We start from the raw sequence: 16,020 nt of genomic DNA, 5'->3' as shown, positions 1-16,020 counted from the left end.
AGCAGTAGATCGAAGAGGCAAACGTGTACTTACGACTTCATTGCATCGCTCATTTGATTGTTGCCGCAGCCTTGGCTTGTGCTGTGAACGTATCGGCACAGGGCCCGTCAGCGGAGGCGCAGGCTTCTCCGGCCGCCGGCCAGCCCGCAACTGCGGCCACGCTGCACGGCCACATCACTGACCCCACCGGCGCGCTGATCCCCGGCGCAAAGGTCACACTCATGACGACGGATGGCAAAGAGGTGGCGACCACCACTGCCGACGCTTCGGGCACCTATGAATTCCACGGATTGAAGGCAGGCGGCTACGTGGTGAAGGCCGAATTCGCAGGCTTCGCTCCGTTCCAGTCGCAGATCATCGCCATCGGCGCCGGCGCCAGCAAGCGCATCGATGTTGCCATGGCCATCGAGGTCGAGCAGCAGAACGTCGTCGTCACCGATGACTCGCCCACGGTGAACACAGAAGCCAGCGGCAATGCCAATGCCATCGTGCTCAAAGGCAAGGATCTCGACGCTCTTTCCGACGATCCTGATGAGTTGTCGAGCGAACTGTCCGCTCTCGCCGGACCGTCGGCGGGCCCCAATGGCGGCCAGATCTTTATTGACGGCTTCTCCGGCGGGCAGCTTCCGCCGAAGTCCGCCATCCGCGAAATTCGCATCAATCAGAATCCGTTCTCGGCGGAGTTCGATCGCCTGGGCTACGGCCGCATCGAAATCCTCACCAAACCTGGCACTGACAAGCTGCATGGCCAGGTCTTCGCCATGGGCAACGACAGCAGCTTCAACACCAATCACGTCTTCGCCCAAAACGGTGCCAACCCCACAATTCCCAGCTATTACAGCTATATGTTCAACGGCACCGTCAGCGGAGCCATCAGCAAGAAGTCGTCCTTCTTCATCGCCGGCGAGAGGCGCAACATCGGTAACGCAAATACCTGGTTGATTCAGGACGCGGTTGTCCCTGACGCATCGGGAACATACGTCGTTGTCCCTTCCTACAACGTATCGGTGCCAAACCAGCGTATCCGCACCAACATTTCGGGACGAGTGGACTGGCAGTTAGGCGCTCGCAACACGCTCACGGCGCGCTACGGATTCTGGTCGGAGGGTGAAGAGAATAACCTGAACGCCGGCTCGCTGCCATCGGCTTCCTGGCATGAGACCAACACCGACCACACCGTGCAGATCAGCGATGCCTTCGTGGTAAACGATCACCTGGTGAACGAGACTCGCCTGCAATACGAACGTCAGAACGAGAATCACTTCCCTGATTCGACGGCACGCACCATCAGCGTTTCAGGTAACTTTGTCGCCGGCGGCCTGTCGACGCAGACATATCGCGATCACGCTACCCGGCTCGAGTTACAGAACGTCAGCACGCTTTCGCACGGCGCACACGCCATCAAGTTCGGCACACGGCTTCGCGACTACCTGGACAACAACTTCACGAATTCGAATTACAACGGTTCATTCACGTTCTCTGATCCGGACGCGTACAAGAATATGGAGAATGGACTGGCGGCCGGCCAGACATATAACAGTCTGATTGCCGCACATCCCGAATACACGCCGATCGCAGCCGGCTACACCTGCACGCCTTCGGGGAACGGAGGGTGCGTCAGCGAAACGGTGCCCTCCACGCAGGCCAATATGTTCGATGCCGCTCTGTTTGCGCAGGACGACTGGAAGGTAAACCAGCGATTCACACTCTCGGGCGGCATTCGCTGGGAGTCGCAGAACCACGTCGTCGATCACAATGACTGGGCGCCACGCATCGGCATGGCCTACGCGCTCGACGGCGGCAAGGGTAAGCCAGCCAAGACTGTGCTACGCGCGGGGTTCGGCGTGTTCTATGACCGCTTCTCCACCTCCAACCTGCTCAATGTTCGTCATTACGAGACGCAGAGCAAGATCGTGCTCAACAGCCCCACCTGCGAGGACTCGGACCCGACGCACACCTCCCTCGAAACCATCGACATGACAAGCTGCTCGAGTTCCGGGGCCGCCGCCAGCGGTCAGGGAGTGCCGGTGCGTTACCAGGTCTCCAATCGCTATCACTCTCCCTACACGAGCCAGTTAGGAGCGAGCATCGAACGGCAGATCACCAAGACGGCCAGCGGAACCGTCACGTACCTGCACTCCTTCGGCGCGCATCAGTTGGTGACCATCAACGCGAACCAGTACAACTTCGATACCAACGAGTTCCCACTCGATCCCAGTGGCGGCTACATCTACCAATATTTCCCGGAAGCGGTCTTCAATCAGAACCAAATGATCGTGAGCGTGAACGGACGGGTGACTCCCAAGCTCAGCTTGATGGGCTTTTACACGCTCGGTTTTGCTGACAGCGATGGTGGAGCGGGTTCCAACGCCTCCAACGCATACGACATCGGCGCTGACTACGGCCCGGCCACATTCGTCTCTCGCAACCAGGTCTTTGCTATGGCCAATTACAACGGGCCCTGGAAGATTACCTTCAACCCGTTCCTGATGGCTCAGTCCGGCAAGCCGTTCAACATCACGCGGCCTCAAGACACGCTGAACAACTTCTATAACCAGCGGCCCGGTATGGCGACAAATGCCGAGTGCGCAGGCGATCCCGGCGTAGACACAAAGAGCCAGCGCTACTACTCCACGCCCTACGGCTGCATGGACAAGAACCCCACGGTGGGTGAACAACTGATTCCTGCCAATATCGGCGTTGGTCCCGCGGGCGTTGCCTTCAATCTGCGCATCAGCCGCGGGTTCGGTTTCGGTCCTGAGATCGGCAGCGGTCCGGCCGGCGGCCCCCACATGGATGGTGGCGGACCGCATGGCGGTCCAGGCGGCGGACGCGGCGGACCTCCGGGAGGCGGCCTCGGACCTGGCGGCCTCAGCGGTGGCGGTGGCCCTCCGCACGGCATGTTTGGCGGCGGCACAAGCAGCGGGCGCAAGTACAACCTGACGTTCAGCGCGCAGGCTCTGAACCTGTTCAACAACGTCAACTACGGGGGGCCCAACGGGACCATTGGCTCGTCCAGCTTCCTGCACTCCACCACGCTGGCAGGTGGCATGTTCAGCTCCGGCGCGGCCGTCCGCAGAATTTTCCTGCAGGCGATCTTCTCGTTCTAGTCATCCGCAAAACAGCAAAGGCCGGAGCACTTGCTCCGGCCTTTATCTTTGCTCAACTACTACGAAATCCCACCGCAGACAGCCCTGTAAAGCGCTTCCCACTCATCCGCTTTGCGCTCGATGTTGAAATGGTCCACGATGCGCTGCCGCGCCGATTGTCCGAGGAATCTACGCGCCTTGGCTGGCGTGTTCATGATACTGAGCATCGCTCGAGCCAGCGCATGCGGATCTCGCGGCGGAACGGTGAGCCCGCAGCGCTCGACCAGTTCACCGACGCCTCCCACACCGGTGGCTGCTACCGGCTTCTCCATCGCCATCGCCTCGGCAATGGCCAGTGGCATACCCTCCCATGCGGAGCCCAGCACGAAAGCATCGGCGGCATCCAGCAATGCGGCAATGTCCCGGCGGCCGCCAAGCCAATTCACCGCGGGCGTCAAGCCCAAGTTTGCGGCTTTAATCTGCAACGCCTCCGCGTACTCGGCGTCGCCATCCCCGGCAATCCAAAGCTGTGTTTCCGGCGCGGCTGCATACACCTGCGAAAAGGCCAGCAGGAGGTTCCCGTAGTCTTTCGCCGGAACCAGCCGCCCCGCGCTGAGCCAGATGAAGTCTCGGTGCGCCCCCATGGCCGATCTGGAACTCGCCCGCCGCTGCTCATCCGGAGTGAGTGAAGCTATGTCTACTCCGTTCAAAATGACACGGCATTTCTCCGGCGGCACAATGCGGAGTTCCTGGGCGCGCTCTGCAACCGCCTGGCTCACCGCAACGCTGCACTCGGTGAGAAAGTCGGTGAGTTTCAGCGCGAGCATGCGCACCCTCCCGCCCTCATATTCGTTGTGCAGAGTCGCAACCACTTTCGCGGACCGGCATGTGAGTACCAGCGCACGCGCCAGCATGTTGCCATGGAAATTATGGCTGTGCAGGATATGGGGGCGAAACTGGCGCAGAATTCGCGCGCCCTTTGTGACACCGGAAAACGCGCGCGCCGGATGCTTGTCCATACCAAGCCGTGTCACTTCAAGGTGTGTAGGGAGTTCGTCCGGCCGCTCCGGCCCAAGCGCCACAACGCGCACCTCATGTCCACGCGCGGCCATGCGCTCGCCCAGCGAGAGCACAAGGCGCTCTGCGCCGCCGATTGCCAACGTGTTGAGAACATAAAGAATGCGCAATCTGAAATGCCGCTCTTTGTGAGGACTCACTCGAAGGATAAGGACGGCTCGGCTTCGCCGTCTGTGTCATATGTCATTCGATGTTTTGCGCAGGTTCAATGAAATCGATGGAACCAGGCGTATCTCGCTCCCGTATTGCGACCCATACTCTTTGCCGGATGGAGGTCGGGCATGGGACAGAAACCTGGTATCCGAACACCAAAGAACCGAGTGGCAATCTTCCTCATCACAGTCACAGCACTCACCATCGCCGTATCAACCCTGGACAAGCGAGGCGTGTTTGGGCACGCGGGGAGCCTGGCGTACATGTGGTGCCCCGGAGTGGCCGCGTTGCTAGCCAGTGCAATCACCGCACGGTCATTGAAGGCAATCGGCTGGACCACAAAGCTGAAGTGGCTGGGGGTAGGGTGGCTTATCCCCATCTCGTATGCCACCTTTGCCTACGGATCAGTTTGGCTGACCGGCCTCGGCGGATTGCCCAAAGACACGTTCATGCCGCGCGCGCGGCTAACGCTGGGCATGCCGGGACAACCTGAATGGTTGGTGATCGCGGCTGCCCTGGGGTTCATCTGCATCCTCTCTGTACTTCCCTCGATGATCGCCTCGCTTGGTGAAGAGATTGGCTGGCGCGGGTTCCTGGTGCCCGAACTCTCCAGATGGTTGGGACCGCAAGCAGCCGTAGTCGCAAGCGGAATCGTGTGGGCTCTGTGGCATCTACCCGCTATCGTGTGGGGCGGCTATGGAGGCGAAGGAACCCCGAAGACATACCAGGTGGCGTGCTTCACCGCGATGGTGATCTTGTCCGCTATAGTGATGGGCTGGCTGCGGCTGAAGTCAGGCAGCATATGGCCGACAGCCATTGCGCACGCCACGCACAACGCCGCCATTCAGATGTTCTTCGACGCCATTACGGCTCGACGGGCCTACACCGCATATTTCATCGGTGAGTTTGGCTGTGCGCTACTGCTTCCGCTTGCGGTAATGGCTTGGTACTGCGTGCGCGACCTGAGGCATACAGAGCTAAAAGTTGACACTGAAAATCCGGCGCTCACGCCGGCGGCCACTCTTGCAGACGCGCGTTAAGGGAAAGCAAAGCGGCCGGTTCCATCACGCCCGGCCGCATCAAGGAATCAGATCTAGTATCGCCAGTTCACAAGCACGATCCCGTCCCGCTCGACGGCACCGTATATGAGTGGTTCGATCCGTTCTCCCAAACCACATTGCCGTTCGACCGAACATCAATGAATATGATCTGCACGGTCTTTCCAGCCAGGAGCACCACGCTCACGAACCAGTCCCAGACGGCGGCGAATGCGATTGCGTATCCGACGAATCGGGGCGACTACATTTACGTTACCGGCAGTATCGTGGAACCTGGCAACTTGGGCCGCCGTTCCAGACCCGCCATGGACGATGGAAGCCAACGAGAAAATCGTTGAACTGTCGGAGGTCATCTGTTAAGCTCATCGCGATTAGCGGTCCTGGCATAAGAATCCCCATAGGATCTCGCCTGATTCTCCCCGGCACGCGTCTCCGCTTGTATTGATTACACCTTCGAAATAGGACCTGCACCGCTCGCACCGCGGATTTCCAAGACTCTGTTCTTCACGTGAAGTGACCAAATCGATTCCCTTGCCACCCGGCATCTATTCATGCCAGATACGAGATTTCTTACACTCTTCTGACCGTCCGGCTCGTTTGAGGTGACTTTGATCATCTACGACACCACTTACAGCACAATGAAGCCGGGACTTAGCCAACGTATCAAAGCGATGGCGCCGGAACTGGCTAAATTCGGCTGCAATGCAGTAAAGTTCCCGCCATTCCTCAACACAAAGAATCCATTCAGTCTCGGTTATGACCCACGAACAGACCTTGACGTCGGCCAGTGGGAGCCTCTGCACCCGACGGGAACTGCCGACGATTTGAAGGCTGCGATTGACGCTTTGCATGCGCATGGCATCCTCGTCGTCCAGGATTGGGTGAATCGGCAGTATGGCGGTCCAGCGCCGCTGTACGAGCGCGGAGCAGACGGCAAGATCGACCACTCTCTTTTCCCCAAGACCACAGATTGTTTCTCGCCCCCCAAGCCACGCGACATTCCGTTCGCGGGCAACGACGGTCCCGACGATGGAATTATCGCCTCATATCAGCATTCCAACGGCTACATGCTGAATGGCAAGATCCAGGCGGGCCACTGGCAGCAGCAGGTGCTTGGGATCGACGGATTCCGACTGGACGAAGCCAAGGGGCTTGCGCCATCCATCATCTCCGCATGGGCAGCTGCGCGCCCTGGATTGAACTACGCTGAAGTCTATGATGGCGACCCAGCGACACTCGCATCTTTTGTGGGACGGACTGGAATGCCCGTATTGGACTTCACGCGGCATTTCGCATACCGTGCGGTATCTCAGGGCGCTCCCCTGTCATCCCTGGTAGGGAACGGCTTTTGCTTCAGGGACCCTGACCACGCCTACATCTACGTTGAGTCGAACGATACCGACGGGGCTTTCGGTGTTGTGAATAACAAGTTGTGGTTCTACCTGGATGCGTTGACGATGCCCTGCAAGGGCGCCCTCATCTTTGCCAAGGACTACGAAGTGTACGGACTAGCGCCCGAGATCCGAAACATGATGTGGCTTGCGACTACGTTCGCTATCGGCCGGCTGGCTTGGGAATATGTTGACGATTCGCTTCTGTGCTGGAGCCGCGACGGCAATGGAGGCAATACCTGGAGCGGCGGACTTTTCTGCGGGTACAGTTCGGACCCAATCAACCATCGCAGCGAGTGGGTCCACACCCCCTTCGGCGCGCGTCGGCACCTTCACGACTACTCAGGGCACGGACCGGACGTATGGACGAATCAGGATGGGTGGGCGCTTTTCACATTCGCTCCCAATGCATATAACTCCGCGCAGAATTATGTAGCGTACGCGCCAGCCGGAGTTGAGTACCAGATCCCAATCAGACCGCGCGGTCGCCAAGGCTCGGGCAAATTCAAGAATTTCAGTTCTATCACCGTCCAACTCAAGCACTGAGTGCCTGTCAAAGGCCTCTATTTCTTCGCCACCCCAGCAAAGGAATTATCCAGTGAAGAAGATTCTGCTTTCGCTCCTGCTCGTATCACTTTTCAAGGTTTCGTCAGCGCAAAGTATGCAGCCGTGGCTGACGAGATCCTTGGATAACGCGCGATCGGGCTGGAACGACAAGGAAACGGTTTTGACCCAGGCGAACGTAAAGCAGAAGGGTGTTTCCTTTGTGACGGTTGTTCCACTGGTGGGGGATGCGCGCGGAATGGAAGCGCAGCCGCTGATCCTGCCCGGTCTGCAAACGGCACTCGGCAAGCGTGATGTCATGGTGCTGCCCAGCATGGCCAATGTGGTGCGCGGTGTAGATGCGCATGATGGTTCAGGAATTTGGCAAGTTGCGCTTGGAACGCCCGTCCAGGGAAGCGGAGCGATTGACTTTCACAACATTAATGACAAATGGGGCTGCCTGAGCACCGGTGTGATCGACCCCGACACTGCGCGGTACTACCAGGTCTGCTGGGTGTCACCTGACAACAGCGGAGATCCGAAAACGGCGCGCTACTTCATGTTCGTCCTGAACGTTGCAGACGGTTCACAGGTGGTCCCTCCCGTGCTTATCGATGGCCTTGATTTCAATGCCAAGATGCGAAAGGCTCGCAGCTCCGCTGTGCTGGTCAAACCCAACGGCGTCAAAACAGTTTTGCAGTGCACGGGATCAGTGCAGGAAACTGCCAATGGGTCCTCCGGCTATTGCTTTGCGTTCGACGTGTCCACGAACAAAGTTACGGCGATGATGGCAACGACGCAGGGGAAAGGCGCCGGCATATGGATGGCCGGGAGCGGACTGGCTTGCGATGACGATCAGGATTGCTACGCCATGACCGGTAACGGGGGATTCAACGGAGTGTCGCAGTGGGGAGAAAGCTTCATCAAAATTCGATATACTCCCCCCGCCGGTGCCACTGCGGCTTCGCTGAAAGTGGTCGATCATTGGAGTCCTTGGACTGATCAGGCTCGTGCAGGCGCCGCTAATGCCGCACCCGCGGAGAAACTAGCCGGGATGTCGATGGCATCGGAAGAGGTCAAGCCGGTTGGAGGCGGAATGTCGATGCCGCTGGCCAACTCCCGGGTAGAGGCGCGGCTCACCGAGGCAGGTAAGCCGGTGCTTTTGGTATGGCCCCAGTTGTCAGCGGCTGCCCGCAGTGACCAGGATCTGGGATCCGGTGGGTTGGCTTACGTCAAAGATCTCAACATCGTGTGCGGGGGCGGCAAAGACGGCCTGTTGTATTGTCTGCATGCGGACAATATGGGAAAGACCACGCCCGCCGACCTCTCGAACGCACACGCAAACTGCGCAAAGCTGGTGGGCGGTTCACCTGTCTGGGCCACGATGGACCCGGGCCGGGGCATAGATCCATGCCCCCCGGATCCGAAGAACCTCAACTTCCTGCCGTTTGGAGACACTGCGCACATTCACGCTCCGCCCGTTGTCATGTTTGATCCACTTCTGAACGCTTGGACAATCTTCGTTTGGGGCGAGAATCAGCAGTTGCATAAATGGAAGCTAAGCGCCACGCAGAAACCCGCCTACCTCGCCGAAGGGCCGGACTACGCATCTGCAGATGTGCGCGGAAACAATCCTGGGGGGATGCCAGGAGGGTTCTGCGCAGGTTCCAGCAACGGTCGAGACCCCAACAGCTACCTTCTGGTATGCGCTGTCCCGCGTGGAGACGCGAACGCGAATGTAGTCCAAGGGCATATCGTCATCTACGATCCCGTGCACGTGGGCGCCGACCGCATGCTTAAGAAGCTGTGGGATTCAGACGATTGGGGCTGGTCTGGAGCGCAGGTCGATGCGAAATACCGCTTCTTCAACAAGTTCATGCCGCCTGTGATTGACGGTGGCGAGATTATCCTTCCGAACTACGCCGGAGGGGTTCTTATCATCGGTCAGTAGGAGCGCCTAGTATGAGGCGCGCCAAGCGGGGGATCCAGAAGCATCCGAACTTTGTCCTTTGGACACGATTTCTGTGGTCCGCATCGCGGCAAACGAACTCGCGAGAGTCAGTGTGCCGCGACTGTGCCGGGCGTCTTCAGCTTGCGATGGAGAAAGTCCGCGGCCGCCGTGTATGCCCTGATCCAGCTTCGCTGCAGCAGGAACCCGTGAATCTCATCTGGAAAGATCAGCTCCTCGAACTCTATCTTGTGCTTGCGGAGTGCCTCCACAAGCTGCACCGTCTCTGCGAAGGGCACATTGCGGTCGTCGTCGCCGTGAATTAACAGCACCGGCGAGCGCCACGTCTTCACATCCGCCATCGGCGATGACTCGAATGCTCTGCGTGCGATCTGCTCGCGCTCGCGTGGATCATAGGACGGCACGAAGGTGGGCATCTCCAGGTTCCAGTCATGCACGCCATGAAAGTCGACGCCGGCCGAATACAAGTCCGATGCACGCGCCAGAGCCAGCGCGGTCAGATAACCACCGTAGCTCCCGCCCCAGCTTGCGATCTTCGCGCCATCCACTTCCGGCAGCGTACGCAGATACACACCAGCACCCATCACGTCGTTGAACTCGCTCGCTCCATCCGCGCCGTAATTCAGCGCCTCGCGAAACTTCATGCCATACCCGATCCCGCTGCGGTAGTTCGCCGCGAGCACCACATAACCCTTGCTCGCCAGGTACTGGTTCATCGCATAGGCATTCGAGTAGTAGTCCATGTAGTGAAAGCCGAGCAGCATCTGCCGCTGGCTACCACCATGAAAGAACACCGCGGCCGGACGCTTTTCGCCAGGCTTCAGATCTGGAGGAAGAAAGATCTGTCCATGAATCTGCATGCCATCGGCCGCTGAAAAGATCACCTGCTTCGGAGTGACGAAGCGCGCGCCAGGGAAGTCCTTCGGCACCGCCTGCGGAGCAAGATCCGCAACATCGCGTCCATGAACTGCCGCGGCGCGCATGGGCGTATGCGCATCCGAACGCAGCACCACCACTGCGCCATCGCTCGTCACGACCGGTTGTGTTTCGATTCCTTCGCCGCGCGTCAGCGGCTCCGGTGGGCCCGCCTGCGATGCCACGCCGATACGCCACACATGTCGCCGATCGATGTCGTCCTGGTTCGAATCGAACACCAGCGTCTTGCGATCATCGCTGAGCGAGATATGCTCCACTTCGAAACCGCCTGGAGTGAGCAACCGCGCCGTTCCTCCCGTTAACGGCAACGCATAGAAGTGAAGCCACCCATCGCGCTCCCATGGGAAGATAAGCTCGCCGCCTGCCGTCCAGTGCAACTGATCCGCCGAGGGCGTCTCGCGATAGACACTGCCCACGCCCTCCGCGGCCTTCCAAATCTCGCGCGACTTTCCTGTTGCAGCATCCGCAACTCGGATCGACCACGGCAATGCCTCACGATGCGCCATGAACAGAAGATCCTCCTTCTGCCCCGGCACGCGCAGAAACGCAATCTGCTTGGAGTCGGGAGACCAGACTGGCGCCTCATCTCCATCAGTCGACGGATCCATGTAGGTCCAGGCCTTGTCGGCCAGCGAATACGCAACCACGAAGCCGTGATCGCCGCGTCCGCTCACAAAGGCCAGCCGCGTGCCATCCGGCGACCAGCGCAAGCCATGCTGCGATCCGCGAATCTCCATCAGCTGCTCGGGCTTCGCCTTCGCATCATCCAGCCGCACGGTCCATATCTGCCCCTTCGACACATACGCAACCGTCTTGCCATCCGGCGAAACCGTGGGTTCGTGGCCTTCTGCCAGGAGGCGCGGCTCACCGCCGTTCGCGTCAACGACCCAAATCTCTTCTTTCGCGCCATGTTGGAAATCGGCCGGATTCGGCACCGCGGGATTCAATCCTTCCGTATCGCCGCCGCGCACGTACACCAGCGAAGAGCCATCATGAGTCCAGTCGACGCTGCTAATCTCCTGCCCATCATCTTCGGTGTAGTGCGTCACCTGCTTCGCTGATCCAGCGGTTCCCAGCGCTGCTACCCAGAGATTGCGACGGCCCCCGATATCCGCCACCCACGAGACTTGCCCGCCTGTGGGAGCCGCTCGCAGCTCAGTGCAGAATGGCGCGCTCAGCGCCTGCTCAATGGTGAATCCCTGCGCGAAGGCAGCAGCCGAGGCTGCCGCCAGTGTCACCGAGGTGATCCATCCGCACACCGCACCCACGCGCCCTCTCGATTCTTTTGCCACCTTGATCCTCCGGAAAAGCCATTGTGCCACACGAACCGCAACACGCAGCGGAACTGGATCACGCTCAGCTCATACCAGCGTCTGGATTCAGAACAAGCTGACCTGCCGCTCCGGCAGCCGCTGCACGCGCTCCATGCTCAGCGGCGCGGCGATGCGCACCCTTCGGCGATGCACGATCTGTAGTGCGGCCGCATCTCGCGGCGGCGTCTCCTCGGTCGAGTAGGTGAAGCTCTTCCCCGGCACTGCCGCCACGCGCTCTCCAGGAAGAAGCACGCCAATCATATTCATCGGATCGCAGCCTGCAATCGCAACCATGAACGGACTGCGTTCATTTCTTGCCGATCGCAAGCTCTCAAGCACTTCAGGCAACGCGAACTGCTCGCCTCCAAAGCCGCTCACAAAACGGCCACCGCGAACCTCGCCACGATCCTCCAGCCGACGCATCATTCGCAGCAATACTCCCCAGCGCGGAATGTTCGACTCGAGCGCAAGCACATCGCGGAACACGACGCCATACCGCGTCAGCAACATGCGCGCGGCAGACTCAACCGCCGCATCGTCATAGCGCGCCTTCTCCATCGCATTCGCGGCTAGGGGCGCTTCAGTTCCAAATAGAGACCACCGCCCGGCTGCGCTCCGCACCTTGCGATAGGCGGACCTTACGGCCGCGCGCCGATCGGGATCAATCATCGATCGCAACTGGTCAAACCCATCCGCTGCCGCCAGCCCTGCCGCCGCCAGCTCCCACAGCGCCTGCCGCGCATCTTCCGCACTCAGATTCAGAAGCCGCTGAATGTCTTCACTGAAACATGCGCCTCTCTGTTGCAGCAGTTCCCACGTACGCAACGCCGCCGGACTCAGCACGTTCGCCAACTTCGCTTGATCCACTCCATGCTCGCGAAGAGCCAGGTCCAGCCATGCGGCCGAGTCGCGCACATAAAACGTGATGGGCGCACTGTTCGTCGGAATCACTCTACGCGGCCCGCTCCCGTCTTCAGCACGAAATGCCGGGTGCGGCGAGACCCGGCCCCAGCCGACCGCGCCCGAAAGACACAGCCGGTCGAGCCAGCGTGGATCGTAGTTCGCTACACGCGCCGGTAGAATGCTCTTCTCCCATTCCACCGCCGGTGCTTCAAACCCTTCCAGCCTGGCGAGCGCGTCCAGCAGCCCCTCTTCACCGGTAAGCTGCGTCTGCGGCGCGATGTGCTGCCAGCCCAGCAACCATGCAAAGTAAGCTTCGGGTGAAACTGGCTCAACCTGCTTGCGCCGTGCGCCGATCGTGAGCTTGTGAATACGCTGCAGGATGCGCCGTTCGCACCACTCCGTCTCGAGATCATCGGTCGTGACGGGCCGTTCAAAGCTGCCCCGCATCAGCAATCCCTGCACTTCGAGAGCAATGAAAGCCGCAAACACCTCTTTGGCATCGAGCGACAACATACACGCAAACTGATTTGCGGTGACCGGCCCCAATATCTGAATCCAACCCTGCACGCATTTGCGCAGCGCCTCTTCTCGTTCAGAGTGACTGCCCGGCTCATAACCCCACAGAACGCGGACCTGCGGCATGCGCTCCGCAGCAACCCAGCATGCATTGTCGCCGCAACGCATGATGTCGGCGCGCCCATCCGAGAGGAGCCTGCCAAACAATGCGGGCCAGTGGACTGCCTTCTCCGTCTCCACCATCTGCACCGGCAATGCAACCAGGCTCATCAGCAGATCGTGCAGCTCGTGATGATCGCGAATATCGGGCCAGCACTCATCACGCACCGTCGCGATCGCCGCGGCATCAAGCTTGCCTGGCTGTTCCAGCACGCTGGCCGGAATGCCCTTATTCAGGGCGACTGCCCGGGCGCGGCGTTCTTCTAATCCTGCCTCGTCTAGAAATGCATACGGATTCGCATTCAGCAACTCATGCGCAAACTGCGACGGAACCGGTGTGTCCACCGCCAGGCATTGAATACTTCCATCGTTGATGCCGCGCAGCACCCCCAGCAGGCCTTGAAGATCCATCGCCTCCTGCAGGACATCCTGCATGACCTCGCGAACCAGCGGATGATCCGGAATTTGAATATCGCCTTCAATGTTTTCGAAGCAAGCAGCTGCTTGCGGGAAGACACTCGCCAGCAGATCCTCTGACCTCGTCCGTTGGACCTGTGGCGGTATCCGCTTGCCCTTGGAATTGCGAAGCAGTTGCAGGCTCCGGTTCGCGGCCCACCGCCAGCGCGTTTTGAACACCGGCGCAGCCAACGACGCCTGCTCAAGAAGTTCCTGCGCCGTGATCTCCGTCAGGAACTGAAATACATCAGAAAGAGGGAAGCTATGCTGCTCGGCAAGCGAGATGTTGATCCCGTTGTCCGTAGCCGCGGCCTGCAGTTCGAAGTTGAACCCACGGCAGAACCGCTTGCGCAGAGCCAAGCCCCACGCCTTGTTGATCCGTCCACCAAACGGCGCATGCAAAATCAACTGCATCCCGCCGCCGTCATCGAAAAAGCGCTCTGCGATGATCGCCTGCTTGGTAGGAACAGCCCCCAACACCGCGCGTCCCGACACGATATAGCCAACCAGTTGAAGTGCTCCCGACTGGCACAGTCCGCATTCTTCGCGCAGCCACTCAACAGTCGAAGCCACTTCTGCATGCGCGAGCGACACATAGTCCGGCGAGACACTCGGAGTCATGTCAGAAATCTGCGTGCGCAGTTCGCTCACACCATCTGACAGCACATCGGTCCGCTGCGGAGCTTCGCCCGTCCAGAACGGCACGCTCGGCGGCGCGCCGTGTGCATCCTCAACATGCACCTGACCCGCGGGATCGATTCTCTGCACGCGCCAACTTGTGTTGCCCAGCAGGATCACGTCTCCAGGGCTCGAATCCACGGCGAAGTGCTCGTCCAGCGTGGCGATCTGCACTCCTTCCGGCTCAAGGATCACATTGAACAGTGCGGTCTCCGGTATCGCTCCACCATTCGTCAAGGCCGTCATGCGAGCACCGCGCCGCGGATGCAACTGTCCATGAATCCCGTCATGCAGAAGGTAGGCGCCGTATCGACCGCGGCTCGACTCGATGCCGCACGACAAGATGGAAACAACTTCGTCGTATTGCTCCCAGCTCAGCTTGCGATATGGATGAGCCCGGCGCACCACTTCGAACAGCGACGCTTTATCCCACGGCTCGGCTCCGCACGCCGCCACAATTTGCTGCATGAGAATATCGATGGGCTGCGGCGGAATCTCCAGCTTGTCCAACTCGCCCGAACGCATGCGGCGCACCAGCGCAGCCTGTTCCAGCAGGTCGTCGCGGGTCGTAGCAAACAGCCTTCCCTTGGGAATCGCTCCGCGCCAGTGCCCTGCCCGGCCCACGCGTTGCATGGCTACCGAGATCGATCGCGTAGTCGCGATCTGGCACACCAGGTCCACGTTGCCGATGTCGATGCCCAACTCAAGCGAGGCCGTAGCCACCAGCACCTTGATCTCGCCGTTCTTCAGTCTCTGCTCGGCATCCAGGCGCAGTGCGCGCGACAGGGATCCATGATGCGCTGCAACGTGCTCGTTGCCGAGCCTCTCCGCCAGAGCGAACGCGACGCGCTCCACCAGCTTGCGCGTATTCACAAAGACCAGCGTTGATCGATGCGTCTCAGTGTGCGCCGCGATCTTGTCGAAGATCTCCTCCCACATCTTGTACGAGGTTACGGACGACAACTCATCGGTCGGCACCTCGATCTCCACGTCCATTTGGCGTTTGCGGCCCACCTGCACAATCTCTGCCCTCTCGTGCCCACTACCAGTCAGAAACTCCGCGACCAGCTCGATCGGATTCTGCGTCGCCGAAAGCCCGATACGCTGGGGCGGCGCGGCCTGCCCGGTCAAGAACATGCCTGGAGCAAGACGATTGCGTCCGCAGACCAGCGCATCCAACCGCTCCAGCGAAAGCGCGAGATGCGCGCCGCGCTTGTCGTCGGCTACCGCATGAATCTCATCCACGATGACTGTTTCCACGCGCTGCAGGTGTTCACGGCTGCGGCGAGAAGTCAGCAGAATGTAGAGCGACTCCGGCGTAGTAACCAGAATATGCGGCGGATTGCGCAGCATCGCCGCGCGTTCCCGCGCCAGGGTATCCCCAGTGCGCACAGCGGTGCGTATCTCCTGTGAAAGATATCCGCGCTCCAAGGCAAGGGACTGAATCTCGCGCAGAGGCTCTTGCAGGTTTTTCTGAATATCATTCGAGAGCGCCTTCAGCGGCGAAACGTAAACCACCTGCGTTGCCGCGCCCAGGGATCCGTCCAGCGCGTGGCGGAACAAACGGTCGATGCACACCAGAAACGCCGCCAGCGTCTTGCCCGACCCAGTGGGAGCCGAGATCAGGGTCGGCTTGCCGGCCAGTATGCTCGGCCATCCGTAAACCTGCGGCTCCGTGGGCGTTTCAAAACGTGTGACGAACCATTCCTGGACAATGGGGTGAGCCCAGGAGAGCTCAGCGGGGAAGTGCATCCCGCCATTCTAGCCCGTTCGCCTTTT

Annotated in this window: 8 protein-coding genes; 4 read left to right on the top strand and 4 right to left on the bottom strand. The window is 59.9% G+C overall.

What is annotated here, in order from left to right:
• The first annotated feature begins 23 nt into the window (after positions 1-23).
• Positions 24-3,110, top strand: a complete 3,087-nt coding sequence (locus MOP44_RS17810) for a TonB-dependent receptor (protein WP_260791598.1) — start codon at positions 24-26, stop codon at positions 3,108-3,110.
• A gap of 59 nt (positions 3,111-3,169) precedes the next feature.
• On the opposite strand, the gene MOP44_RS17805 is transcribed toward MOP44_RS17810, so the two are convergent.
• A complete protein-coding gene (locus MOP44_RS17805) occupies positions 3,170-4,276 on the bottom strand; it encodes a glycosyltransferase (protein WP_260791597.1) in 1,107 nt (368 codons plus the stop codon).
• A 171-nt stretch (positions 4,277-4,447) separates the two neighbouring features.
• Between MOP44_RS17805 and MOP44_RS17800 the strand changes: the two genes are divergently transcribed.
• Positions 4,448-5,359, top strand: a complete 912-nt coding sequence (locus MOP44_RS17800; RefSeq protein ID WP_260791596.1) for a CPBP family intramembrane glutamic endopeptidase — start codon at positions 4,448-4,450, stop codon at positions 5,357-5,359.
• 67 nt (positions 5,360-5,426) lie between these two features.
• Here MOP44_RS17800 and MOP44_RS28125 read toward each other — a convergent pair whose 3' ends face one another.
• On the bottom strand, positions 5,427-5,558 hold the full coding sequence (locus tag MOP44_RS28125) for a carbohydrate-binding module family 20 domain-containing protein (protein ID WP_390905499.1): 132 nt from the start codon (positions 5,556-5,558) through the stop codon (positions 5,427-5,429).
• A gap of 427 nt (positions 5,559-5,985) precedes the next feature.
• On the opposite strand from MOP44_RS28125, the gene MOP44_RS17795 reads away from it, so the two are divergent.
• Complete coding sequence (locus tag MOP44_RS17795; RefSeq protein ID WP_260791595.1) at positions 5,986-7,314, top strand: alpha-amylase domain-containing protein; 1,329 nt, start codon at positions 5,986-5,988, stop codon at positions 7,312-7,314.
• Between the two features lie 52 nt (positions 7,315-7,366).
• On the top strand, positions 7,367-9,262 hold the full coding sequence (locus MOP44_RS17790; protein ID WP_260791594.1) for a hypothetical protein: 1,896 nt from the start codon (positions 7,367-7,369) through the stop codon (positions 9,260-9,262).
• Between the two features lie 107 nt (positions 9,263-9,369).
• On the opposite strand, the gene MOP44_RS17785 is transcribed toward MOP44_RS17790, so the two are convergent.
• The gene (locus tag MOP44_RS17785; protein ID WP_260791593.1) at positions 9,370-11,508 is read right to left on the bottom strand and encodes a S9 family peptidase; all 2,139 of its coding nucleotides are present in this window, start codon (positions 11,506-11,508) and stop codon (positions 9,370-9,372) included.
• Between the two features lie 87 nt (positions 11,509-11,595).
• Positions 11,596-15,993, bottom strand: coding sequence for a DEAD/DEAH box helicase (locus MOP44_RS17780; RefSeq protein ID WP_260791592.1), 4,398 nt, complete (start codon positions 15,991-15,993; stop codon positions 11,596-11,598).
• Between the last annotated feature and the right edge of the window lie 27 nt (positions 15,994-16,020).

This window comes from Occallatibacter riparius (assembly GCF_025264625.1).
In the GTDB taxonomy this organism is placed as follows: Bacteria; Acidobacteriota; Terriglobia; order Terriglobales; family Acidobacteriaceae; genus Telmatobacter; species Telmatobacter riparius.
Note: the sequence above shows the minus strand (reverse complement) of the source record. Positions and strands in the feature narration are given on the sequence as shown.

Bases quoted from the DNA above. Each gene is read 5' to 3' on its own strand.
- MOP44_RS17800 (WP_260791596.1), top strand. From the start codon at position 4,448: ATGGGACAGAAACCTGGTATCCGAACACCAAAGAACCGAGTGGCAATC.
- MOP44_RS17780 (WP_260791592.1), bottom strand. From the start codon at position 15,993: ATGCACTTCCCCGCTGAGCTCTCCTGGGCTCACCCCATTGTCCAGGAA.